This window comes from Bacillus thuringiensis (assembly GCF_001182785.1).
Taxonomy (GTDB): Bacteria; Bacillota; Bacilli; order Bacillales; family Bacillaceae_G; genus Bacillus_A; species Bacillus_A thuringiensis_S.
Genome location: NZ_CP012099.1, coordinates 510,492 through 535,805, shown reverse-complemented (window position 1 = coordinate 535,805; position 25,314 = coordinate 510,492). Strand labels below are relative to the sequence as shown.

The following is a 25,314-nucleotide window of genomic DNA, read 5'->3' as shown; positions in this document are numbered from 1 at the left end:
AATATGAAAAAGGGAAATATTATCTACTCTTTTTTCTGTGCTAACAATTCAAGCCCGCGATCCATTTCATGAAGCACTTCTTCATCTTTCTCACGTTCCATCGCTTTCTCAATCGCTTCGCCTACTCCATCTCCGCCAATTTTCCCAAGTGCCCATGCTGCCGTTCCACGCAATACCGGTCTTGGGTCATCTTTCATAACACCAATTAAATCAGGAATTGCCGATGCTTCTTTAAAATGTGCTAATGCTAAAATCGCATTTCTTTGCAGTGGCTTTTTCCCTCTCCATGACCCTGACATAATCCCATATTTCTCTTTAAAATCACGATTACTAATTGTTAAAAGTGGCGTTAATAATGGTTTAACTAGCTCAGGATCCGGCTCCATCTCAGGATGATTATGAAAATCCATTCCTTTATTTTTCGGACAAACAGTCTGACACGTATCACATCCATATATACGATTTCCTATTTTATCGCGATATTCTTCAGGTAGGAATCCTTTCGTCTGTGTTAAAAACGCAATGCACTTCTTCGAATCTAACTGTCCCCCCTGTATTAAAGCACCTGTAGGACAAATATCGATACATTTCGTACAGCCCCCGCATTGATCTTCTATCGGCTTATCTGGCGGGAATGGAACATTTGTAATCATTTCCCCTAAGTATACGTAAGAACCAAATTCAGGTGTAATAATAGCACAGTTTTTCCCACTCCAGCCAATGCCTGCACGCTCTGAGACAGCTCGATCACTTAATTCACCTGTATCAACCATGGACTTCACTTCTATATCTGGAAGCTTTTCAATTAAATATGCTTCTAATTTTTGCAAACGATCTCGTAAAACAAGATGATAATCTTGTCCCCAAGAAGCACGGCAAAAAATTCCACGGCGTTCTCCACGCTTACTTAATGGTGCATTTTTTAATTTTGAAGGATATGCTAAAGCAATCGCAATAATTGATTTAGCACCCGGTAATAAAAGTTGCGGATTCGTTCTCTTCTCTATATCAGGCTCTTCAAATCCAGATTGATAATTTAATTGTTGTTGCTGGATTAAGCGCTGCTTTAATTCCTCAAAAGGAGAAGCACTTGCAAAGCCTATTTTATCTATACCAATTGTTTTACTATACGCAATTACATCTTGCTTTAATTGTTCAAAATCCACTCTTAATCGCCTCCTCAGATGAATCCATCCCTTATGTAACGACTCTATTGGTTAGTAATTCAATTTTGGAATACTATTATTTACTTCTATTTTCGCATGTAATTATATTTTTCAAACATTAAAAAACGCAATGCCTCGTTTATCTCGGAAACGAAACACTGCGTTGATCACAATTTATAGAAAAACATTTAATAAAATTTGGAGCGGGTGAAGAGAATCGAACTCTCGACCAGAGCTTGGAAGGCTCTTGTTTTACCACTAAACTACACCCGCAAATATGAATTATATATAAGATATTAGAATAACTTATGTAAAGTAGTATAGCATGTTAAAAAAATAGAGGCAAGAATTTTATCGAAAAAAGTCGAAAAAGTGATGAGAGACCTCATCACTTTTTCAATTCCTTATCAATTGCCTTCTTCATACTATCGAAATCAGGGTTTGCAAGATTTCCGTTTACATATACTGAAGGAGCACCTTGAACTTTTAATTTTTGAGCACGATCTGAGTCTTTACGTACTTTTTCTGTAATTTCTTTACTGTGTAAATCTTTCTTAAATTGCGCTACATCAACTTTTGGAAGTTTCTCTTTCACAATGCTAAGAAGCAAATCTTCTGTAATCCATTCTTCCGTATCTTTCTTTTGATTTTGATAAATCTCATCATAGAAGATCCAGAATGAATCTTTATCTTGTTTGTAAATTGCTTCACCAGCTGCTGCACCTAAATCCGAGTCTTTTCCGATAAATGGGAAGTTAATAAAATATAACTGCACTTTACCTTTATCAATATACTCTTCCTTTAATCGAGGTAATACGGTTACATCCCAAGTACGGCAAGCAGGACATTTGAAATCTCCAAATTCAACTACCTTAACCGGAGCATCATCTTTCCCTAAAGATTGTTGCGTAGAATAAGCAAACATCTCATTTCCTTTATCTTTTTTGTCATTTATGATGCTATACGCAATTGTTCCGATTACAATCAATACTGCGATAGAAAAAACTACCCCAAGAGCCATGAGTTTATTTGATTTCATATACATTCCTCTTTAAATTCATATTCTGTATACAGCATTGTACACAATACACATAATATCAACACTTATATACGTCACGCAATGAACACGCTCACATAAATTACAAAAATACAATATTTGTGACGATATTGTGTCACAAATTGTCACAAATTATTCAAAAAAAGAAGCTCCTCTGTAGGAACTTCTCTTAACTTACTGCTTTTTTACGCGCACTATTTAACATCGACTGCTCTATTTTTATATCATGACGAATTACTAATTTCTCACTAACTGCTTGAACATACTCATCATGGCTTATATAGCCTTCTTTCTCCATTAATCTCAAAACGACATTTCGTCTCTCTACTGCTTTATCATAATTTTGGGCAGGTGAGTAATAAGCAGGTGCTTTTACTACAGCAGCCATCATCGCACTTTCAGCCAACGTTAATTGGTTCACCTTTTTACCGAAGTAAAGGTTTGCTGCTTTTTCAATTCCCCATGCTCCTTCACCATAATAAATGTTACTTACATATAATTTTAAAATTTCATCCTTCGTAAATGTGCGTTCAATTTTTTTCGTATAAAAAATCTCTTTCCACTTACGAGAAAATGTACGTTCATTCGTTAAAAAAGCATTTTTAGATAGCTGTTGTGTAATCGTGCTTCCTCCTTGCACGACACCACCAGCCTTTATATTCTCAACAGAGGCCCTAATAATTGCTATATAATCTAAACCGTTATGATGATAAAATCTTTTATCTTCTGTCGCAATAAATGCATGTGTTAATGATTCTGGCACCTCTAACTTAGCCGGTACATGTAATTTACTAATATCACTTTGCTCGATCATTACATTTCCAATGAATAATAACGTACAACTTAACAATAATAATAATATAATGGCTTTATAAAAAAGTTTAGTCATTGGATTTAATGCAACTTTTTGATGATAGTTCACCCTAGATAATACTCGTTCTTTCATCTTGAACACCTCTTTTCCACACAGCGTATAACTCTTACTTTAAGAATACCTTGTTGTAAAAAAATATCCCATCGATTTCTCTTACACGTACCTTACATCATTGTAAGGTATAAAGTGAAACTTTACTCAGCCCTCACCAATCACGTTCCCGGCAAATAGCGGGGTAAAAAAGTATTGTATCACAGTCCTTTTTTATCTACTATTCATCTGAAATATTGAATATAGATTATGTTAATGCACGAATAACCAATCACAGAGTAAGCCTTAAGGCTATTATATTTTCACTTTATACTTTAATTATATCATCTACAAATATATGTACTTTTGAGTATCTAGTAATCTTAATGTATATAACATATACATTATACAGAACAAACGTTCTTGAAATCAATACTAACACTATTATTATTTTGACCTTTTTCTTAAACAATATACAAAAAAGAGTAGTGATTTGAATGTATCTCAAATCAGCCACTCTTTTCTTTACAATCTTCCTATTAAATTATATGGCTGCACTTCCCACGTTTCATATGGAATACAATGTGTTGCTCTCATTGCATCAAGTGTTCTAGATTTCATATGAGGACGCGTTATATACTCATCTATGTTCTCTTCATTTAAAGCAACAAATTTAGCCTCTTGTATTTCTTCAGGTTGAATTGTTATTTCGCCACTCACATATGCTACTTTGAAAACAACAGCCAGAATGTGCATAGAGGCATTATAATAAACCCCGGTAATTCCGATAGGCTTCACCGTTAACCCTGTTTCCTCTTTTATTTCCCTACAGACAGCTTGATCGAGTGCTTCTCCTTCTTCTACCTGTCCTCCTGGCATTTCCCACGTATCAGCTCGCCAGTGTACCTTTGTTAATAACACTTCATTTTTTTCATTTGTTAAATAACCTGCTACGGCAACTATATGCTTTGGTGTCTTATGTTCCATACTAAGCCTCCTAGAAATAATGGTTATTTCATATATCCCTATAAGCATATTCCCTATCTACAACAAAATACCTTTAATAATTCATCACCTTAATTAACTTCATAAAAAAAGCCCCTATTCGTTAAACGAATAGGGGCTTTCATCGTATTACTCTCCTAAGTCTACGTTGTGGTAAACTTGTTGTACATCTTCTAAATCTTCTAATGCATCAACCATTTTCTCAAATTGTACTTGAGCATCTTCAGGAAGTGTAACATCACTTTGTGCAAGCATTGTTAATTCTGCAACTGTAAATTCTTCAACGCCAGCACCTTTAAGTGCAGATTGTACTGAATGGAATTGATCTGGTTCAGCATACACGATAACAGCATCTTCTTCTTCTAGAATGTCACGTGCATCTACATCTGCCTCCATTAAAATTTCAAGAACTTCATCTGATGTTTTACCTTCAAGGCCGATAACAGCTGTCGCATCAAACATGTAAGCTACAGAACCGTTTACACCCATGTTACCACTGTTTTTGCTAAATGCAGCTCGTACATCTGCTGCAGTACGGTTTACGTTATTTGTAAGTGTATCTACAATAACCATAGCTCCATTTGGTCCAAATCCTTCATAACGAAGCTCGTCATAATTTTCCTCTGAACCGCCTTTTGCTTTTTCAACTGCACGATCAATAATTGTTCTTGGTACATTGTATGTTTTCGCACGTTCTAATACGACTCTAAGCGCTTGGTTTGATTCTGGATCTGGCTCGCCTTGTTTTGCCGCCACATAAATTTCACGTCCAAATTTCGCGTATATACGGCTTGTATTTGCATCTTTTGATGCTTTTTTGTCTTTAATATTGTTCCATTTACGGCCCATACTTTCCACTCTCTTTCTCGTTTTAAATCTACATAAAAATATTAATATGAAATATAATGTGTGTTCAACACATTTTTAAAAGAAATATAAAAAGTTCATTTTTGATTCATATTACAGACATAATATAAATCACTATCATTTTGTTCTTTCGACAAGTTATATTATACATGAATTCCTAAGTTTATTACGAATTTTAGCATCACATAATATAATTTAACAAAAAAGACTCTAACATTTCTGTTAGAGTCTTTTTATATTGCTGATAACAATTTCCATAATACCCCTACAATTACTTTCTATTGTTGTATAATTAAAATAGGAAAAAATTCGAAGGGGAAATGGGGGAGAATTATGACACATTCAAACGAAAAAAACACACATACTCTTAAAGGAATAGGAGAAAAGTTAAACCCAACTATCTATCAAGTAAGATTCATGAAATTAGATGAACCAATCCAATTTGAGGCGTTTCCTGAATTGAAGGAATTAGGGGATTGGTTAAGTACTTCAATGCAAATGTGGGCGTGCCACTCAACAATGTATAAGTACAACAGAGAAGAGTTTAAAAAGAAGTTTTTAGAAATTACAAACTTAACCGTTGATAATGTACTAATATCTACTGGTGGTGTCGGATTTAACTTCATGTCACCGGGGTGGAGAAATTCTCTCTAGAGTGCTCGAAGGGAATATTTTAGAATACCGCAATTAAAAAGATAAAATTGAATGTTTGTTTTTATCCTTTTAATGTTTCACAGTTTACTCACCGTACACTTTTTGCGCTTATTTTGTCATGTAATGAAAAGAAAACACAAAAAAACTCTATACTAATTGTATAGAGTTTTTTTACGACGTTCATGATACCGATGGTCGGGGTCGAACCGACACTCCCGAAGGAACACGATTTTGAGTCGTGCGCGTCTGCCAATTCCGCCACATCGGCACAAAAGAAAAGGCGGCAACCGGATTTGAACCGGTGATAAAGGTTTTGCAGACCTCTGCCTTACCACTTGGCTATGCCGCCATATTAAATTTTATTGGAGCGGAAGACGGGATTCGAACCCGCGACCCCAACCTTGGCAAGGTTGTATTCTACCACTGAACTACTTCCGCAAAAATGGCTGGGCTAGCTGGATTCGAACCAGCGCATGACGGAGTCAAAGTCCGTTGCCTTACCGCTTGGCTATAGCCCATCGAATTCTTACTTAATTATATGTAAGTATCAATTAAATTATTTGTAATTTTTAAAATAAAAATGGGGCGACTGATGGGAATCGAACCCACGAATGCCGGAGCCACAATCCGGTGCGTTAACCACTTCGCCACAACCGCCATGTTGTGTAAATATATTTGGCAGGGGCAGTAGGAATCGAACCCACACTGGAGGTTTTGGAGACCTCAGTTCTACCTTTAAACTATGCCCCTATGTAAATGGTGGAGGGGGGCAGATTCGAACTGCCGAACCCGAAGGAGCGGATTTACAGTCCGCCGCGTTTAGCCACTTCGCTACCCCTCCGAAACTTACATGGTGCCGGCTAGAGGACTTGAACCCCCAACCTACTGATTACAAGTCAGTTGCTCTACCAATTGAGCTAAGCCGGCGTATTTTATTAAAATAAATGGTGGCTCGGGACGGAATCGAACCGCCGACACGAGGATTTTCAGTCCTCTGCTCTACCGACTGAGCTACCGAGCCTTATTAAAATGGCGGTCCCGACCGGGGTCGAACCGGCGATCTCCTGCGTGACAGGCAGGCATGTTAACCACTACACCACGGGACCATTTGGTTGCGGGGACAGGATTTGAACCTGCGACCTTCGGGTTATGAGCCCGACGAGCTACCGTGCTGCTCCACCCCGCGATAATACTATTCATATAAAATTTATATGGTGGAGGATGACGGGATCGAACCGCCGACCCCCTGCTTGTAAGGCAGGTGCTCTCCCAGCTGAGCTAATCCTCCAAAGTGGTGACCCGTACGGGATTCGAACCCGTGTTACCGCCGTGAAAGGGCGGTGTCTTAACCACTTGACCAACGGGCCAAATATTATAAATCCTATGGCGGAGAGCAAGGGATTCGAACCCTTGATACGCTTGTGACGTATACACGATTTCCAATCGTGCTCCTTCGGCCAACTCGGACAGCTCTCCAATGGCTCCGCAGGTAGGAATCGAACCTACGACCGATCGGTTAACAGCCGATAGCTCTACCGCTGAGCTACTGCGGAATAATATTGCCTGGCAACGTCCTACTCTCACAGGGACAAGGTCCCAACTACCATCGGCGCTAGAGAGCTTAACTTCCGTGTTCGGTATGGGAACGGGTGTGACCTCTCTGCCATCATTACCAGACATTATTCTTTTGAGACAATCATTATTATAACTTATTTACTTTAAAAGTCAACAAGTTTTTTATGTTCTCTCAAAACTAGATAACATTTGCTTCATATTATATGGTTAAGTCCTCGATCTATTAGTATTCGTCAGCTCCACATGTCACCATGCTTCCACCTCGAACCTATCAACCTGATCATCTTTCAGGGATCTTACTAGCTTACGCTATGGGAAATCTCATCTTGAGGGGGGCTTCATGCTTAGATGCTTTCAGCACTTATCCCTTCCGCACATAGCTACCCAGCTATGCCCTTGGCAGAACAACTGGTACACCAGCGGTGCGTCCATCCCGGTCCTCTCGTACTAAGGACAGCTCCTCTCAAATTTCCTACGCCCACGACGGATAGGGACCGAACTGTCTCACGACGTTCTGAACCCAGCTCGCGTACCGCTTTAATGGGCGAACAGCCCAACCCTTGGGACCGACTACAGCCCCAGGATGCGATGAGCCGACATCGAGGTGCCAAACCTCCCCGTCGATGTGGACTCTTGGGGGAGATAAGCCTGTTATCCCCGGGGTAGCTTTTATCCGTTGAGCGATGGCCCTTCCATGCGGAACCACCGGATCACTAAGCCCGACTTTCGTCCCTGCTCGACTTGTAGGTCTCGCAGTCAAGCTCCCTTATGCCTTTGCACTCTACGAATGATTTCCAACCATTCTGAGGGAACCTTTGGGCGCCTCCGTTACACTTTAGGAGGCGACCGCCCCAGTCAAACTGCCCACCTGACACTGTCTCCCGGGTCGATAAGACCCGTAGGTTAGAATTTCAATACAGTCAGGGCGGTATCCCACCAGCGCCTCCACCGAAGCTAGCGCTCCGGTTTCAATGGCTCCCGCCTATCCTGTACAAACTGTACCAAAATTCAATATCAGGCTACAGTAAAGCTCCACGGGGTCTTTCCGTCCTGTCGCGGGTAACCTGCATCTTCACAGGTACTATAATTTCACCGAGTCTCTGGTTGAGACAGTGCCCAAATCGTTACACCTTTCGTGCGGGTCGGAACTTACCCGACAAGGAATTTCGCTACCTTAGGACCGTTATAGTTACGGCCGCCGTTTACTGGGGCTTCAGTTCAGAGCTTCGCTTACGCTAACCCCTCTCCTTAACCTTCCAGCACCGGGCAGGTGTCACCCCCTATACTTCGCCTTACGGCTTCGCAGAGAGCTGTGTTTTTGCTAAACAGTCGCTTGGGCCTATTCACTGCGGCTTTCCGTTAAGAAAGCACCCCTTCTCCCGAAGTTACGGGGTCATTTTGCCGAGTTCCTTAACCAGAGTTCTCTCGCACACCTTAGGATTCTCTCCTCGCCTACCTGTGTCGGTTTGCGGTACAGGCACCTTTTATCTCGCTAGAAGCTTTTCTTGGCAGCGGGGAATCAAAGACTTCGCTCCATAAGGAGCTTCCCCATCACAGCTCAGCCTTCACGATAAGCGGATTTGCCTACTTATCAGCCTAACTGCTTGGACGTGCACAACCAATCGCACGCTTCTTCTATCCTTCTGCGTCCCTCCATTGCTCAAACGATAAAGAGGTGGTACAGGAATATCAACCTGTTGTCCATCGCCTACGCCTGTCGGCCTCGGCTTAGGTCCTGACTAACCCTGAGCGGACGAGCCTTCCTCAGGAAACCTTAGGCATTCGGTGGACGGGATTCTCACCCGTCTTTCGCTACTCATACCGGCATTCTCACTTCTAAGCGCTCCACCAGTCCTTCCGGTCTGACTTCACTGCACTTAGAACGCTCCCCTACCACTGATACCATTGGTATCAATTCGCAGCTTCGGTGGTGTATTTAGCCCCGGTACATTTTCGGCGCAGAGTCACTCGACTAGTGAGCTATTACGCACTCTTTAAATGGTGGCTGCTTCTAAGCCAACATCCTAGTTGTCTAAGCAACTCCACATCCTTTTCCACTTAATACACACTTTGGGACCTTAGCTGGCGATCTGGGCTGTTTCCCTCTTGACTACGGATCTTATCACTCGCAGTCTGACTCCTAAGGATAAGTCATTGGCATTCGGAGTTTGACTGAATTCGGTAATCCGATGAGGACCCCTAGTTCAATCAGTGCTCTACTTCCAAGACTCTTACACTTAAGGCTAGCCCTAAAGCTATTTCGGGGAGAACCAGCTATCTCCAGGTTCGATTGGAATTTCTCCGCTACCCACACCTCATCCCCGCACTTTTCAACGTGCGTGGGTTCGGGCCTCCATTCAGTGTTACCTGAACTTCACCCTGGACATGGGTAGATCACCTGGTTTCGGGTCTACGACCACGTACTAAACGCCCTATTCAGACTCGCTTTCGCTGCGGCTCCGCCTCTTCAGCTTAACCTCGCACGGGATCGTAACTCGCCGGTTCATTCTACAAAAGGCACGCCATCACCCATTAACGGGCTCTGACTATTTGTAGGCACACGGTTTCAGGATCTCTTTCACTCCCCTTCCGGGGTGCTTTTCACCTTTCCCTCACGGTACTGGTTCACTATCGATCACTAGGGAGTATTTAGCCTTGGGAGATGGTCCTCCCAGATTCCGACGGAATTTCACGTGTTCCGCCGTACTCAGGATACATTCAAGAGAGAACGAAGTTTCGACTACGGGGTTGTTACCCTCTACGACGGACCTTTCCAGGTCGCTTCGTCTACCTCGTTCCTTTGTAACTCCGTATAGAATGTCCTACAACCCCAAGAGGCAAGCCTCTTGGTTTGGGCTATGTTCCGTTTCGCTCGCCGCTACTCAGGAAATCGCATTTGCTTTCTCTTCCTCCAGGTACTTAGATGTTTCAGTTCCCTGGGTCTGTCTTCCATACCCTATGTATTCAGGTAAGGATACCATACCATTACGTATAGTGGGTTTCCCCATTCGGAAATCTTCGGATCAAAGCTTACTTACAGCTCCCCGAAGCATATCGGCGTTAGTCCCGTCCTTCATCGACTCCTAGTGTCAAGGCATCCACCGTGCGCCCTTTCTAACTTAACCAAACTAAAATTAAAAAAATATGAGCTACACTGTTATCTAGTTTTCAAAGAACATACATTTATATATGAGAGATAGTTCTCTCAAAACTGAACAAAACGAAACACGGAAACTTATATTGATGAACAGCGTTCATCAATTCTCCATAGAAAGGAGGTGATCCAGCCGCACCTTCCGATACGGCTACCTTGTTACGACTTCACCCCAATCATCTGTCCCACCTTAGGCGGCTGGCTCCATAAAGGTTACCCCACCGACTTCGGGTGTTACAAACTCTCGTGGTGTGACGGGCGGTGTGTACAAGGCCCGGGAACGTATTCACCGCGGCATGCTGATCCGCGATTACTAGCGATTCCAGCTTCATGTAGGCGAGTTGCAGCCTACAATCCGAACTGAGAACGGTTTTATGAGATTAGCTCCACCTCGCGGTCTTGCAGCTCTTTGTACCGTCCATTGTAGCACGTGTGTAGCCCAGGTCATAAGGGGCATGATGATTTGACGTCATCCCCACCTTCCTCCGGTTTGTCACCGGCAGTCACCTTAGAGTGCCCAACTTAATGATGGCAACTAAGATCAAGGGTTGCGCTCGTTGCGGGACTTAACCCAACATCTCACGACACGAGCTGACGACAACCATGCACCACCTGTCACTCTGCTCCCGAAGGAGAAGCCCTATCTCTAGGGTTTTCAGAGGATGTCAAGACCTGGTAAGGTTCTTCGCGTTGCTTCGAATTAAACCACATGCTCCACCGCTTGTGCGGGCCCCCGTCAATTCCTTTGAGTTTCAGCCTTGCGGCCGTACTCCCCAGGCGGAGTGCTTAATGCGTTAACTTCAGCACTAAAGGGCGGAAACCCTCTAACACTTAGCACTCATCGTTTACGGCGTGGACTACCAGGGTATCTAATCCTGTTTGCTCCCCACGCTTTCGCGCCTCAGTGTCAGTTACAGACCAGAAAGTCGCCTTCGCCACTGGTGTTCCTCCATATCTCTACGCATTTCACCGCTACACATGGAATTCCACTTTCCTCTTCTGCACTCAAGTCTCCCAGTTTCCAATGACCCTCCACGGTTGAGCCGTGGGCTTTCACATCAGACTTAAGAAACCACCTGCGCGCGCTTTACGCCCAATAATTCCGGATAACGCTTGCCACCTACGTATTACCGCGGCTGCTGGCACGTAGTTAGCCGTGGCTTTCTGGTTAGGTACCGTCAAGGTGCCAGCTTATTCAACTAGCACTTGTTCTTCCCTAACAACAGAGTTTTACGACCCGAAAGCCTTCATCACTCACGCGGCGTTGCTCCGTCAGACTTTCGTCCATTGCGGAAGATTCCCTACTGCTGCCTCCCGTAGGAGTCTGGGCCGTGTCTCAGTCCCAGTGTGGCCGATCACCCTCTCAGGTCGGCTACGCATCGTTGCCTTGGTGAGCCGTTACCTCACCAACTAGCTAATGCGACGCGGGTCCATCCATAAGTGACAGCCGAAGCCGCCTTTCAATTTCGAACCATGCAGTTCAAAATGTTATCCGGTATTAGCCCCGGTTTCCCGGAGTTATCCCAGTCTTATGGGCAGGTTACCCACGTGTTACTCACCCGTCCGCCGCTAACTTCTTGAGAGCAAGCTCTCAATCCATTCGCTCGACTTGCATGTATTAGGCACGCCGCCAGCGTTCATCCTGAGCCAGGATCAAACTCTCCAATAAAGTTAGTTTGTCTAGCATCTAAAAATAAAAATTGACGTTTCACGTTGTTTGTTTCGTTCAGTTTTCAAAGAACTACTTGGTCGCTCATTTGCGACTTCCTTATGTTAACATCTTCATTTTTCAATGTCAACTAAGTTTTTTAATTTCTTTTTTGTCGTTTTCTGCGTTTCCGCATCAGCGACGGTTATTAATATATCATGCAGTATATACAGGGTCAATACTTTTTACAAAAAAATTTCACATCCCGTTAAAAACTTAAAAATCGCTGTAAAAATCATTATAGCACCCATTCATTCTTCATGGCTCCCCTCCTATCCATTTCATATCTTATCCCTTTATCAATTTACACGAGAGTGAAAATTCTAAATTTTATGTTATATTATTATTATAGGAGTGTGGTGAGAATGAGCATTAAGTATTCAAACAAAATCAATAAAATCCGGACCTTTGCATTAAGTTTAGTATTTATCGGCCTCTTCATTGCATACTTAGGTGTCTTTTTCCGCGAAAACATTATTGTTATGACAACGTTTATGATGGTTGGCTTTTTAGCTGTTATCGCTAGCACTGTCGTTTACTTTTGGATTGGTATGTTATCTACTAAGACTATCCAAATTATTTGTCCAAGCTGTGATAAGCCAACAAAAATGCTCGGCCGTGTCGATGCATGTATGCACTGCAATCAACCTTTAACACTAGATCGAGATCTAGAAGGAAAAGAATTTGATGAAAAGTATAATAAGAAGAGTTATAAATCATAAGTATCAAGGGAAATACGAGTTTGCAACACTACAAACGTTTCAACTCATTAAAAAGTTGATTTATTAAGAAATCAACTTTTTAATTGTTTTATTAAATTTATTACACCTATTTTTTCGAGATAACAGTAAACATCCCTGTCATGTTAGGCGAATAATCTTTAAAATCATATTTTTCGTAGAATGACGTTTTACCTTGCGACGCAAACAAACCAATGAATGCTTTATCTGGAGCATTCTGATTTAAGTATTCTACTAAAGTATTCATTATTTTCTTTCCAATACCATTCTTTTGATACTCTGGATGAACCACTATATCTTGAATATAGAAATAGATAGCCCCATCACCAACAATTCTCCCCATGCCGATGATTTGATTATTATCCTTGACTGTTATACAGTAAATCGAATTTTGAAGTGATATTTCCGCCACCTCAAAGTTCATATAATTAGTCCATCCCACAGAATCACATAAATATTTATATTCTTCCAATGTTGGAATGTCACTTTTAATCTCATATTTCTTCAAAATGTCCCCTCCAAGAATTCATTTCCACCAATACAAAGTAAATTCGACAAACTTTTATCTATCCCTTCTTACTAACTTAGCACTGTAAATCCTGATTAACCTCACGCTAATCCTTATATAATAAAGAAAGAGGCTGACGTATAGCCGTCAGCCTCTTTCTTTATTATATATTACGCCTTATGACACTCTGGACAAACGCCATAAATTTCTAAGCGATGACTATTGATAACGAAGCCTGTCGTTTTCGCAGCTTCCTCTTCCAGCTTTTCCAAGCCTCCATAAGGAAAATCAACAATCTTACCACATTTTTCGCAAATTACATGATAATGTTGACTTGTAACATAATCAAATCTACTTGAAGCGTCTCCATAAGTTAATTCCTTTACAAGTCCAACCTCTTTAAACACACGTAAGTTATTATAGACAGTTGCAACACTCATATTTGGAAACTTACCTTCTAATGCTTTATAAATATCATCCGCTGTTGGGTGCGTCATTGATTCCACAAGGTACTCTAAAATAGCATGACGCTGTGGAGTAATGCGTACACCCGTATTTTTCAGCATTTCTAGCGCTTCTTTTAATTCTTCTTTGACCACCGTCATGCACCCCGATTCTATACGGATTATTATTTTATAATTCTTATAAAGAGTGTACTCCTTTTCTTATAAATCGTCAATATTTCTACTATAAGTATGTGGTTTATTTTTATATTCAGGGCTTGTTTTTATGTATCTTTCCCTTTTCCCTCATAATATTACATAGAAAAAAGTGCGACATAATCGCACTTGGAATACTATCATCTGAGGAGGTATGCCCTACACTTCCACTTTATGTAAGGCAGTAAAATATGTATAGACACTTGCCTTGTTTCTGCATATTTTATCTCCACTATAGATTTATCTTATATAAGAAAGAACATCCTCAATATGTCCTTTCACTTTCACTTTACGCCACTCTTTTACAAGTTCACCGTCTTTATTAATAAGGAATGTAGAACGCTCGATTCCCATATACTCTTTCCCAAAGTTCTTTTTCAACTTCCAAACATCATACAACTCTGCTACTTTATGATCTTCATCTACTAAAAGTGTAAATGGCAATTCATGTTTCTCAATGAATTTCAAATGTCTATTCGCTGAATCAGGACTTACTCCAAGAATAACCGTATCCTTCTCTTGAAATACTCCATACGCATCACGAAAATCACATGCTTCAGTTGTACATCCTGGCGTCATATCTTTCGGGTAAAAATAGAGAACTACATTTTTACCGCGGAAATCAGCTAGGCTAACTTCTTCTCCGTTACTTCCCTCTAATGTGAATTCTGGTGCCATTTCTCCTACTGTAATCATAGTTATCACTCCTACTCTTTTCCTTTACTATAACAAATGCTTCCTTATTTTTCATTGCCTATTACAGACCTCATCACAAAAGCGAAAGGGAGTGTATATCCAATTAGCGCTTCTGCGATTGCAATCCATCGCCCAATTCCAATCGGAGATATGTCACCATATCCAACAGACAATAAAGTAACTGCGCTAAAATATAAACAAACTTCAACGAGTTGAAAAGAATGAGCATTCAAACTTTCTCCGTCCTCTTTCAAAACTGAGAAACCCATTTCCTCTAATACAACGTAACTTAATCCAAACGCGATCAGTACTGTTGTATAGATCAAAAATAATGTGGCCAAATTATACAGCGAAAAAAAACGCGTTGAATCTGAATATGAACTCCATAATAATTGGATACTTTTCAAAATAGCGATTGCTGCAATTAATAGAATAAATCCCCATAACATGTCCTCCACCTCATTTTATATGTATGAGGTGGAGGACTGATTTATCCCTTAGAAACGAACAAGCTTCTATAATTAATTACCCGCGCCACGGTACCTTTTTACTCCTTGGTTCCAGAGGTTGATTGCAATCGTAAAACAGATAACACCAACAATTGGCGTCGCGAATGCATAACTATTCCATTCTGTTTTTCTTAAAAAGTATGCTGCTGGATATACTCCAACAAACGCAAACGGTAAAACAAACGTTAAAATGAAACGAATTACACGATTATAAATATTAACAGGATAGCGCCCGTAATTACCTATGTTATACATAAGGGGCATAATTGAACTTTTCGCATCCGACCAAAAACCAAGGCTCGCAAGCGTAACAAATATCCCTCCATATACAAGCGCTCCTCCTCCTACCATCAATATAAATAAGAAGAAATCATACCAGTAAAAAGATAATTGTAACTCCACAGCTGCATATCCCATTACAACAATCCCTGTAACGGCTCCAATTAAAGATTCAAGTTCCATTCTTTCTAATATAATTTGAAATAAGCTATGAATCGGTCGCGTTAATACACGATCCATCTCCCCTTTAATAATGTATCGATCATTAAAATCCCATATATTAAAGAAAGCTGAAAAGATGGCAAATGGTACTAAAAAGAACCCATAAATAAAGATTACCTCTTCTCGACTCCATCCCTTCAATGCTTGTGTATGCCCAAATACAACGAGAATAAATATTAAATTAACTGCTTGAAGCGATAAATCAGAAAGTAAACCAACGATAAAATCGCCTCGATACTCCAATTTCGTTTTTATATATTGACTTGCATATTGTAAAAATAAGTTTATATATAGCATCTCATCATCCCCCTTGTACAATTAGACGTTTTCTCGCCGTTCTCCACATGAGTACAATTGGAATAATAAGTACAATTGCCCAAATCACTTGAAATACTAAAGCCTCATACAACTTACTCCCCTGTATACCTTCAGAAAAAATCATACTTGGAATATAACTAATCGCCTGAAACGGTAAAAACATCATTGCTTTTTGGGCCCATAACGGATAAAAACTAATTGGTAATAATAGACCTGAAAATAAATCAATAACAACGCGTTTTGCATACATAATTCCACTATTATTAAATAGGAAAAACGTAAGCATTCCCGTCATTAAATTAATTTGTGTATTAATAATAAAACTAAATATTAAAGATAAGAAGAAATATAACCAAGTTTGAAAATTCGTTGTAATTTGCAACGAAAATAATAACGTAACGATAACCATGCCTGGAATAGAAAAGAAGGCAAAACGGAATATTCCCTCGCCAAGACCTTGCATAACTTTCATTCCCAAATAGTTATACGGACGAATTAATTCTACAGCCACACGTCCTTCTTGAATCTCCATCGCAATTTCCCTATCTATATTATTAAAATAGAAGGCACGTGCCATCCAAGCGATTGCGATATACGTGGTCATTTGCGAAATAGATAAACTTTCAATATTCTCTTTTCCGCTATAAATTGCTTGCCATAAGAAATAGTAAGCACCGATATTAATTGTATAAATTAAAATCCCGCTATAGTAATTTGTACGATACGCAAGCATCATTAAAAAGCGAATTCGAATCATTTCAATATACTTACCCATGCGTAATACCTTCTTCATAAATGTTACGAATAATTTCCTCTGTAGACACTTCGTTAATTTTTAAATCTTTAATTTGAAACGCTTGTACTACTTTAGAAATAAGCATTGAAATAATAACTTCTTCATTCGGAATTTTTGCAACCCACGCGTTTTCCTCTTTCGCTTTCGACCAAACGACATGATTATCTGGCATAACCATTGATAAAGCCTGATAGGAAACTGGTGCAACAAACTGAAAGTGTATTTCCTTCTCTGCTCCCCACTGCGTACGAAGATTATTTAAAGAACCGTCATACATAATATTTCCTTCATCCAGCATGATAACACGCTCACATAAAGCTTCAATATCAGTAATATCGTGTGTTGTTAATAAAATTGTTGTTTTATAACGTTCATTCATTTCTTTTAAAAATTCACGTATTTTCAATTTCACAAGTACATCTAACCCAATTGTTGGCTCATCTAAAAATAATAACGGTGGATTATGAATTAAGGCTGCTGCTAATTCACAACGCATCCTTTGACCAAGAGATAATTTTCGAACTGGTTTATCTAATAAAGGTCCTATATCTAACGTTTCAATTACGTGCTCCATATGCTCCTTATACTGAGCGTCTGATACACCATACACCTTCTTTAATAAACGAAACGATTCTTGGACTGCAATATCCCACCAAAGTTGCGAGCGCTGTCCAAAGACAACACCAATTGTTCTTACAAATTCTTCTCTTTGTTTATGTGGATTCATTCCATTTACTATGATTTGCCCTGATGTCGGAGTCAAAATCCCCGTAAGCATTTTAATTGTTGTTGATTTACCAGCACCGTTCTCACCGATATAACCAACCATTTCACCTTGCTTTACAGTAAAAGATACATCATTTACTGCTGGTACTATTTTATAATTACGATTTAATAAATCGCGAAATGCACCCTTTAAGCCCGGACGACTTGAATAGGCTGTAAACTCTTTACGTAACCCTTGTACCTCAATTACCGATTTCATAATCGGACCCCCCTCCTAAATGTCACAACGAATAGTTTACCCAACTGCCTTCGCTATCACAAACAATACGTCTTTTCGAAAAACATGTTAGAATAATACATAGATTTTTGTAAGGAGATGAATTGTAGTGAAATTCACAAAGTCAGAAGCATTACATAAAGAAGCTTTAGAGCATATCGTTGGCGGTGTTAACAGTCCTTCTCGTTCTTTTAAAGCAGTTGGCGGCGGCGCTCCTGTTGCTATGGAACGCGGGAAAGGCGCTTATTTCTGGGATGTAGACGGAAATAAATATATCGATTATTTAGCAGCATACGGTCCTATTATTACTGGACATGCTCATCCGCATATAACAAAAGCAATTACAACAGCTGCTGAAAATGGGGTACTTTATGGAACACCAACAGCGCTAGAGGTAAAATTCGCAAAAATGTTAAAAGAAGCAATGCCTGCATTAGATAAAGTCCGTTTTGTAAACTCTGGTACAGAAGCAGTGATGACAACGATTCGTGTTGCTCGTGCTTATACAGGTCGCACAAAAATCATGAAATTTGCTGGTTGTTACCACGGTCATTCTGATTTAGTACTTGTGGCAGCTGGATCTGGTCCTTCTACTTTAGGAACTCCTGACTCAGCTGGCGTACCACAAAGTATCGCACAAGAAGTTATTACCGTTCCATTTAATAATGTAGAAACTTTAAAAGAAGCGTTAGATAAATGGGGTCATGAAGTAGCAGCTATCCTTGTAGAACCAATCGTTGGAAACTTCGGTATTGTAGAGCCTAAACCAGGATTCCTTGAAAAAGTGAATGAACTTGTTCACGAAGCTGGCGCACTAGTAATTTACGATGAAGTTATTACTGCTTTCCGCTTTATGTACGGTGGTGCTCAAGACTTACTTGGTGTGACACCTGACTTAACAGCGCTTGGTAAAGTTATTGGCGGCGGTTTACCGATCGGTGCTTACGGTGGTAAGAAAGAAATTATGGAACAAGTTGCTCCGCTAGGACCTGCATACCAAGCTGGTACAATGGCAGGAAATCCTGCTTCTATGGCGTCAGGTATCGCTTGTCTAGAAGTGCTTCAACAAGAAGGACTTTACGAGAAATTAGATGAACTTGGTGCAATGCTTGAAAAAGGAATTTTAGAGCAAGCAACGAAACATAATATCGACATTACATTAAACCGTCTAAAAGGAGCTTTAACTGTATACTTCACAACAAATACAATTGAAGATTACGATGCCGCACAAGATACAGACGGTGAAATGTTCGGTAAATTCTTCAAGCTTATGCTTCAAGAAGGAGTTAACTTAGCACCTTCTAAATACGAGGCATGGTTCTTAACGACAGAACATACAAAAGAAGATATTGAATATACAATCGAAGCTGTCGGCAGAGCATTTGCTGCCCTAGCAGACAATAAATAATCCCGTCATTAAAAGGAAAAAAGAAAGCTCACCTTTCTTTTTTCCTTTTTTCTATTTCATAAATTCCGTATTAATAGTATAATTATTCATAATTATCTGTTTTATATTCTTTTACAGCATTACTATCTCTGTGTACAAGGTGATTTGCACCTTAAATAGTAAGATTATTCTAACTTTTACAAGAGGGGGGATTGACGGATGCTCAATACAAAAAATACATGGACACCGTCTTTATTTCGAGATTATAGAAATGCAGAACACGATGCGTGTGGAATCGTTTCCGTTATGGAGAAACGAAAAATTGCTACAAAAGAAAACATTGACCTTTGTATACAATCACTCGTCAAAATGAATCATAGAGCTGGTTTCATTAATGGCGAGGGCGATGGGATCGGCATTCACATTGATATACCAAAAGCGCTTTGGAATGAAAAACTAAAAAGTAGCGGATATAATCCAACGATTGTGGATCATCCCCACTTTATCGTTGGACATTTTTTTCTAAATAAAAAAGAAAACATTACTATCTTAAAAGATTATATTCGTACGCAATTAAACAACAAAAACTTTACAATCATTTTCGAAAGTGATGATGTAACAAACTCGGATGCACTCGGTCCACTTGGTAAACAAGAAGAACCTTTATTTTGGCAAGTTGCCCTTATCGCAGAAAACGAAATTACAAATATTGAGCAAACATTATTTGCTGTCACAATAAAAATAGAGGAAAACGAAGCAATTCATGTTGCTTCATTAAGTCGTGATCATGTTGTATATAAAGTTCTAGGTGCTGGTGATACACTTGTTGCCTACTATAATGATTTACAACATCCACTTATCGCTTCAACTATGACATTAGGACATAACCGCTACTCTACTAATACATTATCTAATTTTTTTCGTGTACAACCATTTAGCATTCTCGGACATAATGGTGAAATTAACACAATTGCAAAATTACGCGATCAGGCTGAAATGATTGATGTACCACTTACTGCTGGAGGCAGTGACTCTCAAGATTTAAACCGCACCTTAGAAACCCTACTTGTTCAATACGACTACAGCTTATTTGAAGCAATGGAAATTCTATTCCCACCAATTATTAATGAAATTAAACTTTATGAAACACCTTTACAAGATTTATATACGTATATACGTGAAGCATGGGGACATTTTGCACAAGGACCAGCTGGAATCATTTCCCGTTTTAAAGATGAAGCTGTTTTCAGTGTTGATTCCCTTGGATTACGCCCCGTATGGAAAGTAGAGACAGAGAGCTCTTTTATTTTCTCTTCTGAACCTGGAGTTGTATCACCAACTAAATATGTAGCAGAACCAAAACCACTCGCTCCTGGAGAAAAAGTCGGATTAAAATGGAATGAACAAGATGAACTTGTTCTTTATGAATATGACAAATATCAAATCCAAGTATATAACCGTTTTAAAAAGCGAATTGATACTACCAATTACCATTTAAATTTATCTATCCCTGAAACGAAAAAAATCCAAGGGCTATGTGATTCTGTTCAAGTTGAAACGAAACAATACGTCGCTTTCGGATGGGACCGAGAACATATTCAGCTCCTTGAACAGATGGCAACAAAAGGCGTTGAGCCAATACGCTCACTTGGGCATGACTCACCACTTGCCGCACTTGATACTGATAGACGAAATATCGCTGACTTTATTAAAGAAAGTGTAGCTGTTGTTACAAACCCTGCAATTGACCGCGACCGTGAAATTGAACACTTCTCTACACGTACTGTACTTGGAGAGCGTCCAAGTTTATTAATCGGTGCAAAACGGCCATTTGTAGTTGAAATGCTTTCACCGATTATTTTAGAAGGCAGTGTGGCACAACCTATTGCAGAGGAATTACACACAATTACGTACGAACAACTCATAGAGCTATTTATGACTCATAACTCTATCGCCACAATCTCTGCTACATTCAGTTTGTCAGAAACCCTGCAATGTGCATTAAGCCGCATTAGTTCTGAAGCGATAGCTGCTGTTAACAATGGTGCTTCTCTACTAGTATTAGATGACGCAAAAGCCCATCTAAATGAACGCTTGTGGATTGATCCACATTTAGTTACCGCTAAAGTACATCAAGCATTAAGTGAAAATAAATTACGCCGCAATTGTTCTCTCGTTATACGTTCTGGTGCCCTTCGCTCCTTACATGACATTGTCACGCTATATGGATTAGGAGCAGATAGTATTAATCCATATTTATTATTCGCGACTGTAAATGATGGAACAAAAACACCAATTACGAATCTGTATAATGCACTTAATAAAGGATTAGAAAAAGTCATTTCAACAATTGGAATTCATGAGTTACGTGGTTACGGACGTCTCTATTCATCTATTGGGTTACATGAGGAAATCGCAAATATATTACAAATTACAAATTTCTTCGGTTCAAATGATTTAGCTTTTTCACTTGAATCACTTGCTGAAGATGCAAAAATACGAGCAGAGGATTATAACAATCCTAAAATTAGAATGCGAAAATCATTTCATATATTCCCGCGAATTTGGAAAGCAATTGGCGATGTTGCAAAAGGAAATTCTTATGATGATTACCGTGACAAGTTAAGTGAACTAGAAGAGAATAATCCAATCGCAATCAGACACCTTGTTCAAACGAAACAAACAAAACATGTCGTTCCAACTGAAGAAGTATCTATCGGCATTCAAAATCATAATTTACCATTTATTATTAGTTCTATGTCATTTGGTTCTCAAAACGAAATCGCCTTTCGCGCATATGCAGAAGCGGCCGATCAGCTAAATATGATTAGCTTGAACGGTGAAGGCGGCGAAATTAAAGATATGATTGGGAAATACCCACATACACGTGGACAACAAGTGGCATCTGGACGATTTGGAGTAAATGCCGAACTACTAAACTCATCAAACTTAATTGAAATCAAGATCGGTCAAGGCGCAAAGCCTGGGGAAGGTGGACATTTACCTGGTTCAAAAGTGACAGCCAAAATAGCTGAAGCACGTAATGCGACAATCGGCTCAGATTTAATTTCACCTTCTAATAACCATGATATTTATTCAATTGAAGATTTAGCTCAAATGATTACAGAAATTAAAACAGCTAATCAACTTGCCAAAGTAGCCGTGAAAGTCCCTGTCGTTCCTAATATCGGAACAATTGCTGTCGGTATCGCCAAAGCTGGTGCTGATTTTATTAACATTAGCGGATTCGATGGCGGAACAGGTGCTGCACGTATTCACGCATTGCAGCATGTAGGTCTTCCTGTAGAAATTGGTGTTAAAGCCGCTCACAACGCTTTATTAGAAGCAAGTATGAGACATAAAGTAGAGATTTGGGCAGATGGTGGTATTCGAAGTGTAAATGATGCCTTGAAAATCATGCTCCTCGGAGCAAACCGTATTGGATTTGGCACACTATCAATGATTGCAATTGGTTGTACTACTTGCCGTGGGTGCCATCTAGATACTTGCCATGTTGGAATTGCGACACAAATTGAGTCTGAAGCACAAGCAAAAGAACATGGATTACGCCGCTTCGTCCCGCGCGAATTAGAAAGCGCAGTTGCCGGCCTGTTAAATTTATTCACCTCTTTCGGTGTAGAACTAAAACGATTAACAGGACAGCTTGGATATACAAATTTACAAGCAATTGTCGGGCGTTCTGATTTATTAGAGCAAGTTCGAGGCGAAAATTTATTAAACTTATGTAATTTACTACAAATAATAGAACATCCATCTGTTACAACAACAGAAGACGTACCGGAAAAACAATTTAAAACCGTTCATTCCGCTGACTCAAAAGAATTAGTAGGCGTTGGTGTAGAGCAACGCGTTATGGGTGGTCTAGAATCATGTTATCGCGTTCGCAGTAAACTATATGAAGCTACTCAACTTGAACCACTTACATTAAAGTATACGAATGGTTCTATTCCCGGAAATGGGTTAGGTGCTTACAATAGTGAAAATTTATTTATACACGTAAATGGCGGCGCACAAGATGGCATTGGTAAAACTTCCTTTGGTGGTGGTATTTATATCACGAAATCAAAAGGAAAAGACGGAGTATATTATAACGGTTCTGTCGGAAAAGGATTTGGATATGGTGCACAAAAAGGGGCACTATACGTGCAAGGTAACGCTGATGCTCGCGCTGGCATTCGCCTTTCTGGGGCAGACATGATAATTGGAGGTAGAATAACAAAACCACTCCGTGAAAAAGAGCACGGAAATATAGGGGCATACTCCAATATTAAAGGGTTTGCTTTTGAATATATGACAAATGGGCGAGCGCTTGTTTTAGGTGACCCTGGTCCATGGATTTGCGCCGGCATGACTGGCGGTGTTGTTTATTTGCGTCATGATTCAAACTTAGGCTTAACAGAACAGGCCTTAAAAAGAAGAATCGCAAAAGGGGCAAATGTTACATTACAACCAATTAGTAAAAATGGTTCGAAAGATGTAACTGAATTATTGCTAGACTATATTCGTGTACTAAACGAGCATGAGCAATATGAGGAAGTTGCTTTGTTAACCCCGTTATTAGATGATATACAAAACCAGTTTTTTGAAATTATCCCGAAAAAAGAACAGGCAGATCCATCTATCTCAACAGAGTAACATGAGTAATTTTCATTATTAAGAAAAAATTGACGAAGTACACTTCTCATAGTAATCTATAGTAACAATTTGAGACCTGCTGAAATTCAGCAGGTCTTTTTACTAAAAACTGATGTTTAAAAGAAATTAGGAAAAATTATAAAGTGAAACTTTAATTAGCCTACAGCAATTGAACGTTTACCGGCATCCAGCTACTGAATTTAGAGGCGGGAATCTTACTGTTCACAATTAGCGCGATAAAATAAATACTAATTTCTTTTAACGTCACTAAAATATCACTTGCTAACATATTGTAATGAATGTATAGTATCATGTTGTACATTCATTATGACAAGAGAAAGGATCTTATTTAGGGTATGAAACTTGGTGCTCGCATTTTAAAAACGGGTATTGCCATCACGTTAGCTTTATTTGCTTGTATTTTACTTCAATTACCGAGTCCGGTATTTGCGGGAATTTCAGCTATCTTTGCTGTTCAACCGTCTGTATACCGTTCTTATTTAACAGCACTTGAACAAATTCAAGCAAATGTAATTGGTGCGATATTTGCTATCGCATTTGCTACTGCTTTTGGACATAATCCTTTTATTATTGGATTAACATGTATATTAGTAATTGCTCTTACACTGCAATTACGATTAGAAAACACAATATCAATTGCTTTAGTAACAGTTATCGCCATTATGGAGTATCAAGGCGAAGATTTCTTTAGTTTTGCCTTACTTCGCTTTGCAACGATTATGATTGGTATTGTTGCGGCTTCACTTGTAAATTTAGTATTTATGCCGCCCAAATATGAAACAAAACTTTATCATCGTATCGTTGATAATACAGAAGAAATTGTAAAATGGATTCGAATGAATAGCAGGCAAGCTTCTGATTTTACAACGCTAAAAACTGATATTGATCGTATGAAAGAAAAAATGATCAAACTAAACCATTACTATTTGCTGTATAAAGAAGAAAGAAGCTACACGAAAAAAGTAAAGTTCGCAAAAATTCGTAAGCTCGTTTTATTCAGACAAATGTTAGCGACAACAAGCCGTGCTTTAAGTACGTTAAAATCATTACACCGTACTGAAAATGAACTGCGCTATATGCCGGAAGAGTTTCAGGAATCTATCCAAAACGAACTTGACTCATTAACGCATTATCATGAACAAGTTTTATTAAAATTTATTGGTAAAGCAAAAAAACAACAATCAGTTGAAATGCTTGATGAAGTTGAAACAGGTAAACAAGAATTAATTGATATCTTTATGGAATATCAAAATAAGGACGATGAAGAAGCATATAAAACATGGTTACATCTCTTCCCTCTTATTTCTTCTATCATTAACTATAGTGAAGAAGTAGAGCATTTAGATTTACTTGTAGATAGCTTCTACACATACCATAAACCAGAAAAAGAACTCCAAATCGATGATAAAAAAGAAGACGAATAAAAAACA

General features: G+C 39.4%; 18 protein-coding genes, 16 tRNA genes and 3 rRNA genes. 5 read left to right on the top strand and 32 right to left on the bottom strand.

What is annotated here, in order from left to right:
• Nucleotides 1-23 precede the first annotated feature (23 nt).
• The 6 genes from queG to AC241_RS02810 all read right to left on the bottom strand — a co-directional run bounded on the left by queG (nucleotide 24) and on the right by AC241_RS02810 (nucleotide 4,981).
• Nucleotides 24-1,166, bottom strand: coding sequence for a tRNA epoxyqueuosine(34) reductase QueG (queG, locus tag AC241_RS02835; RefSeq protein ID WP_050842518.1), 1,143 nt, complete (start codon nucleotides 1,164-1,166; stop codon nucleotides 24-26).
• A gap of 199 nt (nucleotides 1,167-1,365) precedes the next feature.
• Nucleotides 1,366-1,439, bottom strand: a tRNA-Gly gene (locus tag AC241_RS02830).
• 115 nt (nucleotides 1,440-1,554) lie between these two features.
• Nucleotides 1,555-2,205: a DsbA family protein gene (locus AC241_RS02825; protein ID WP_016083611.1), complete on the bottom strand. Its 651-nt coding sequence runs from the start codon at nucleotides 2,203-2,205 to the stop codon at nucleotides 1,555-1,557.
• Nucleotides 2,206-2,392: 187 nt separating this feature from the next.
• Complete coding sequence (locus AC241_RS02820; RefSeq protein WP_000664718.1) at nucleotides 2,393-3,169, bottom strand: transglycosylase domain-containing protein; 777 nt, start codon at nucleotides 3,167-3,169, stop codon at nucleotides 2,393-2,395.
• 483 nt (nucleotides 3,170-3,652) lie between these two features.
• On the bottom strand, nucleotides 3,653-4,114 hold the full coding sequence (locus AC241_RS02815; protein ID WP_029441516.1) for an NUDIX hydrolase: 462 nt from the start codon (nucleotides 4,112-4,114) through the stop codon (nucleotides 3,653-3,655).
• A 147-nt stretch (nucleotides 4,115-4,261) separates the two neighbouring features.
• Entirely contained in the window at nucleotides 4,262-4,981 is a 720-nt protein-coding gene (locus AC241_RS02810) for a YebC/PmpR family DNA-binding transcriptional regulator (RefSeq protein WP_000532949.1), read from the bottom strand.
• A gap of 351 nt (nucleotides 4,982-5,332) precedes the next feature.
• On the opposite strand from AC241_RS02810, the gene AC241_RS02805 reads away from it, so the two are divergent.
• Nucleotides 5,333-5,653, top strand: coding sequence for a DUF3884 family protein (locus tag AC241_RS02805; protein WP_043935559.1), 321 nt, complete (start codon nucleotides 5,333-5,335; stop codon nucleotides 5,651-5,653).
• 186 nt (nucleotides 5,654-5,839) lie between these two features.
• Here the strand turns inward: AC241_RS02805 and AC241_RS02800 are convergent.
• From AC241_RS02800 to AC241_RS02715, 18 genes are all read right to left on the bottom strand, one after another.
• A tRNA-Leu gene (locus AC241_RS02800) sits at nucleotides 5,840-5,921 on the bottom strand.
• 10 nt (nucleotides 5,922-5,931) lie between these two features.
• Nucleotides 5,932-6,002, bottom strand: a tRNA-Cys gene (locus AC241_RS02795).
• 14 nt (nucleotides 6,003-6,016) lie between these two features.
• A tRNA-Gly gene (locus AC241_RS02790) sits at nucleotides 6,017-6,091 on the bottom strand.
• 5 nt (nucleotides 6,092-6,096) lie between these two features.
• Nucleotides 6,097-6,171: transfer RNA gene (locus tag AC241_RS02785), tRNA-Gln, on the bottom strand.
• A 63-nt stretch (nucleotides 6,172-6,234) separates the two neighbouring features.
• Nucleotides 6,235-6,310: transfer RNA gene (locus AC241_RS02780), tRNA-His, on the bottom strand.
• Nucleotides 6,311-6,329: 19 nt separating this feature from the next.
• Nucleotides 6,330-6,403, bottom strand: a tRNA-Trp gene (locus AC241_RS02775).
• 7 nt (nucleotides 6,404-6,410) lie between these two features.
• Nucleotides 6,411-6,494: transfer RNA gene (locus AC241_RS02770), tRNA-Tyr, on the bottom strand.
• Between the two features lie 10 nt (nucleotides 6,495-6,504).
• Nucleotides 6,505-6,580, bottom strand: a tRNA-Thr gene (locus tag AC241_RS02765).
• Nucleotides 6,581-6,598: 18 nt separating this feature from the next.
• A tRNA-Phe gene (locus AC241_RS02760) sits at nucleotides 6,599-6,674 on the bottom strand.
• Nucleotides 6,675-6,683: 9 nt separating this feature from the next.
• Nucleotides 6,684-6,759 (bottom strand) — tRNA-Asp (locus AC241_RS02755).
• A gap of 3 nt (nucleotides 6,760-6,762) precedes the next feature.
• A tRNA-Met gene (locus AC241_RS02750) sits at nucleotides 6,763-6,839 on the bottom strand.
• Nucleotides 6,840-6,865: 26 nt separating this feature from the next.
• Nucleotides 6,866-6,941: transfer RNA gene (locus tag AC241_RS02745), tRNA-Val, on the bottom strand.
• 4 nt (nucleotides 6,942-6,945) lie between these two features.
• A tRNA-Glu gene (locus tag AC241_RS02740) sits at nucleotides 6,946-7,020 on the bottom strand.
• Between the two features lie 17 nt (nucleotides 7,021-7,037).
• Nucleotides 7,038-7,129, bottom strand: a tRNA-Ser gene (locus AC241_RS02735).
• Nucleotides 7,130-7,131: 2 nt separating this feature from the next.
• Nucleotides 7,132-7,206: transfer RNA gene (locus tag AC241_RS02730), tRNA-Asn, on the bottom strand.
• Nucleotides 7,207-7,214: 8 nt separating this feature from the next.
• Nucleotides 7,215-7,330: ribosomal RNA gene (gene rrf / locus AC241_RS02725) — 5S ribosomal RNA — on the bottom strand.
• Nucleotides 7,331-7,431: 101 nt separating this feature from the next.
• Nucleotides 7,432-10,353 (bottom strand): 23S ribosomal RNA (locus AC241_RS02720).
• 146 nt (nucleotides 10,354-10,499) lie between these two features.
• A 16S ribosomal RNA gene (locus AC241_RS02715) occupies nucleotides 10,500-12,051 on the bottom strand.
• Together the 16S, 23S and 5S rRNA genes with 15 tRNA genes alongside form the textbook arrangement of a ribosomal RNA operon.
• Before the next feature lie 404 nt (nucleotides 12,052-12,455).
• Between AC241_RS02715 and AC241_RS02710 the strand changes: the two genes are divergently transcribed.
• Entirely contained in the window at nucleotides 12,456-12,812 is a 357-nt protein-coding gene (locus tag AC241_RS02710; RefSeq protein WP_000025067.1) for a YgzB family protein, read from the top strand.
• A 106-nt stretch (nucleotides 12,813-12,918) separates the two neighbouring features.
• Here AC241_RS02710 and AC241_RS02705 read toward each other — a convergent pair whose 3' ends face one another.
• From AC241_RS02705 to AC241_RS02675, 7 genes are all read right to left on the bottom strand, one after another.
• A complete protein-coding gene (locus tag AC241_RS02705; protein ID WP_000759743.1) occupies nucleotides 12,919-13,338 on the bottom strand; it encodes a GNAT family N-acetyltransferase in 420 nt (139 codons plus the stop codon).
• Between the two features lie 170 nt (nucleotides 13,339-13,508).
• On the bottom strand, nucleotides 13,509-13,937 hold the full coding sequence (perR, locus tag AC241_RS02700; RefSeq protein WP_000237829.1) for a peroxide-responsive transcriptional repressor PerR: 429 nt from the start codon (nucleotides 13,935-13,937) through the stop codon (nucleotides 13,509-13,511).
• 300 nt (nucleotides 13,938-14,237) lie between these two features.
• Nucleotides 14,238-14,693 carry a thioredoxin-dependent thiol peroxidase gene (gene bcp / locus AC241_RS02695; protein WP_050842516.1) on the bottom strand — a complete coding sequence of 152 codons (456 nt, stop codon included), beginning with the start codon at nucleotides 14,691-14,693 and terminating at the stop codon, nucleotides 14,238-14,240.
• A 44-nt stretch (nucleotides 14,694-14,737) separates the two neighbouring features.
• The gene (locus AC241_RS02690) at nucleotides 14,738-15,142 is read right to left on the bottom strand and encodes a potassium channel family protein (protein ID WP_050842514.1); all 405 of its coding nucleotides are present in this window, start codon (nucleotides 15,140-15,142) and stop codon (nucleotides 14,738-14,740) included.
• Nucleotides 15,143-15,214: 72 nt separating this feature from the next.
• Entirely contained in the window at nucleotides 15,215-16,000 is a 786-nt protein-coding gene (locus AC241_RS02685; RefSeq protein ID WP_050842511.1) for an ABC transporter permease, read from the bottom strand.
• Nucleotides 16,001-16,004: 4 nt separating this feature from the next.
• The gene (locus tag AC241_RS02680) at nucleotides 16,005-16,796 is read right to left on the bottom strand and encodes an ABC transporter permease (protein WP_000521519.1); all 792 of its coding nucleotides are present in this window, start codon (nucleotides 16,794-16,796) and stop codon (nucleotides 16,005-16,007) included.
• Nucleotides 16,789-17,802 carry an ABC transporter ATP-binding protein gene (locus AC241_RS02675; protein WP_016083617.1) on the bottom strand — a complete coding sequence of 338 codons (1,014 nt, stop codon included), beginning with the start codon at nucleotides 17,800-17,802 and terminating at the stop codon, nucleotides 16,789-16,791. The genes AC241_RS02680 and AC241_RS02675 overlap by 8 nt, the downstream gene beginning before the upstream one ends.
• 127 nt (nucleotides 17,803-17,929) lie before the next feature.
• On the opposite strand from AC241_RS02675, the gene hemL reads away from it, so the two are divergent.
• Nucleotides 17,930-19,228 carry a glutamate-1-semialdehyde-2,1-aminomutase gene (gene hemL / locus AC241_RS02670; protein ID WP_000673245.1) on the top strand — a complete coding sequence of 433 codons (1,299 nt, stop codon included), beginning with the start codon at nucleotides 17,930-17,932 and terminating at the stop codon, nucleotides 19,226-19,228.
• Between the two features lie 198 nt (nucleotides 19,229-19,426).
• The gene (locus AC241_RS02665) at nucleotides 19,427-23,863 is read left to right on the top strand and encodes a glutamate synthase-related protein (protein WP_050842510.1); all 4,437 of its coding nucleotides are present in this window, start codon (nucleotides 19,427-19,429) and stop codon (nucleotides 23,861-23,863) included.
• Between the two features lie 160 nt (nucleotides 23,864-24,023).
• Here the strand turns inward: AC241_RS02665 and AC241_RS34595 are convergent, their stop codons facing one another.
• Nucleotides 24,024-24,176: a hypothetical protein gene (locus tag AC241_RS34595; protein ID WP_162200711.1), complete on the bottom strand. Its 153-nt coding sequence runs from the start codon at nucleotides 24,174-24,176 to the stop codon at nucleotides 24,024-24,026.
• Nucleotides 24,177-24,219: 43 nt separating this feature from the next.
• Between AC241_RS34595 and AC241_RS02660 the strand changes: the two genes are divergently transcribed.
• The gene (locus AC241_RS02660) at nucleotides 24,220-25,308 is read left to right on the top strand and encodes an aromatic acid exporter family protein (protein WP_050842508.1); all 1,089 of its coding nucleotides are present in this window, start codon (nucleotides 24,220-24,222) and stop codon (nucleotides 25,306-25,308) included.
• Nucleotides 25,309-25,314 lie beyond the last annotated feature (6 nt).

What these genes read in the sequence shown, in the direction of transcription:
- AC241_RS02825 (WP_016083611.1), bottom strand. Translation starts at nt 2,205, where the DNA reads ATGAAATCAAATAAACTCATGGCTCTTGGGGTAGTTTTTTCTATCGCA.
- AC241_RS02820 (WP_000664718.1), bottom strand. Translation starts at nt 3,169, where the DNA reads ATGAAAGAACGAGTATTATCTAGGGTGAACTATCATCAAAAAGTTGCA.
- AC241_RS02815 (WP_029441516.1), bottom strand. Translation starts at nt 4,114, where the DNA reads ATGGAACATAAGACACCAAAGCATATAGTTGCCGTAGCAGGTTATTTA.
- AC241_RS02810 (WP_000532949.1), bottom strand. Translation starts at nt 4,981, where the DNA reads ATGGGCCGTAAATGGAACAATATTAAAGACAAAAAAGCATCAAAAGAT.
- AC241_RS02805 (WP_043935559.1), top strand. Translation starts at nt 5,333, where the DNA reads ATGACACATTCAAACGAAAAAAACACACATACTCTTAAAGGAATAGGA.
- AC241_RS02710 (WP_000025067.1), top strand. Translation starts at nt 12,456, where the DNA reads ATGAGCATTAAGTATTCAAACAAAATCAATAAAATCCGGACCTTTGCA.
- bcp (WP_050842516.1), bottom strand. Translation starts at nt 14,693, where the DNA reads ATGATTACAGTAGGAGAAATGGCACCAGAATTCACATTAGAGGGAAGT.
- AC241_RS02690 (WP_050842514.1), bottom strand. Translation starts at nt 15,142, where the DNA reads ATGTTATGGGGATTTATTCTATTAATTGCAGCAATCGCTATTTTGAAA.
- AC241_RS02685 (WP_050842511.1), bottom strand. Translation starts at nt 16,000, where the DNA reads ATGCTATATATAAACTTATTTTTACAATATGCAAGTCAATATATAAAA.
- AC241_RS02680 (WP_000521519.1), bottom strand. Translation starts at nt 16,796, where the DNA reads ATGGGTAAGTATATTGAAATGATTCGAATTCGCTTTTTAATGATGCTT.
- AC241_RS02675 (WP_016083617.1), bottom strand. Translation starts at nt 17,802, where the DNA reads ATGAAATCGGTAATTGAGGTACAAGGGTTACGTAAAGAGTTTACAGCC.
- AC241_RS02665 (WP_050842510.1), top strand. Translation starts at nt 19,427, where the DNA reads ATGCTCAATACAAAAAATACATGGACACCGTCTTTATTTCGAGATTAT.
- AC241_RS34595 (WP_162200711.1), bottom strand. Translation starts at nt 24,176, where the DNA reads ATGATACTATACATTCATTACAATATGTTAGCAAGTGATATTTTAGTG.
- AC241_RS02660 (WP_050842508.1), top strand. Translation starts at nt 24,220, where the DNA reads ATGAAACTTGGTGCTCGCATTTTAAAAACGGGTATTGCCATCACGTTA.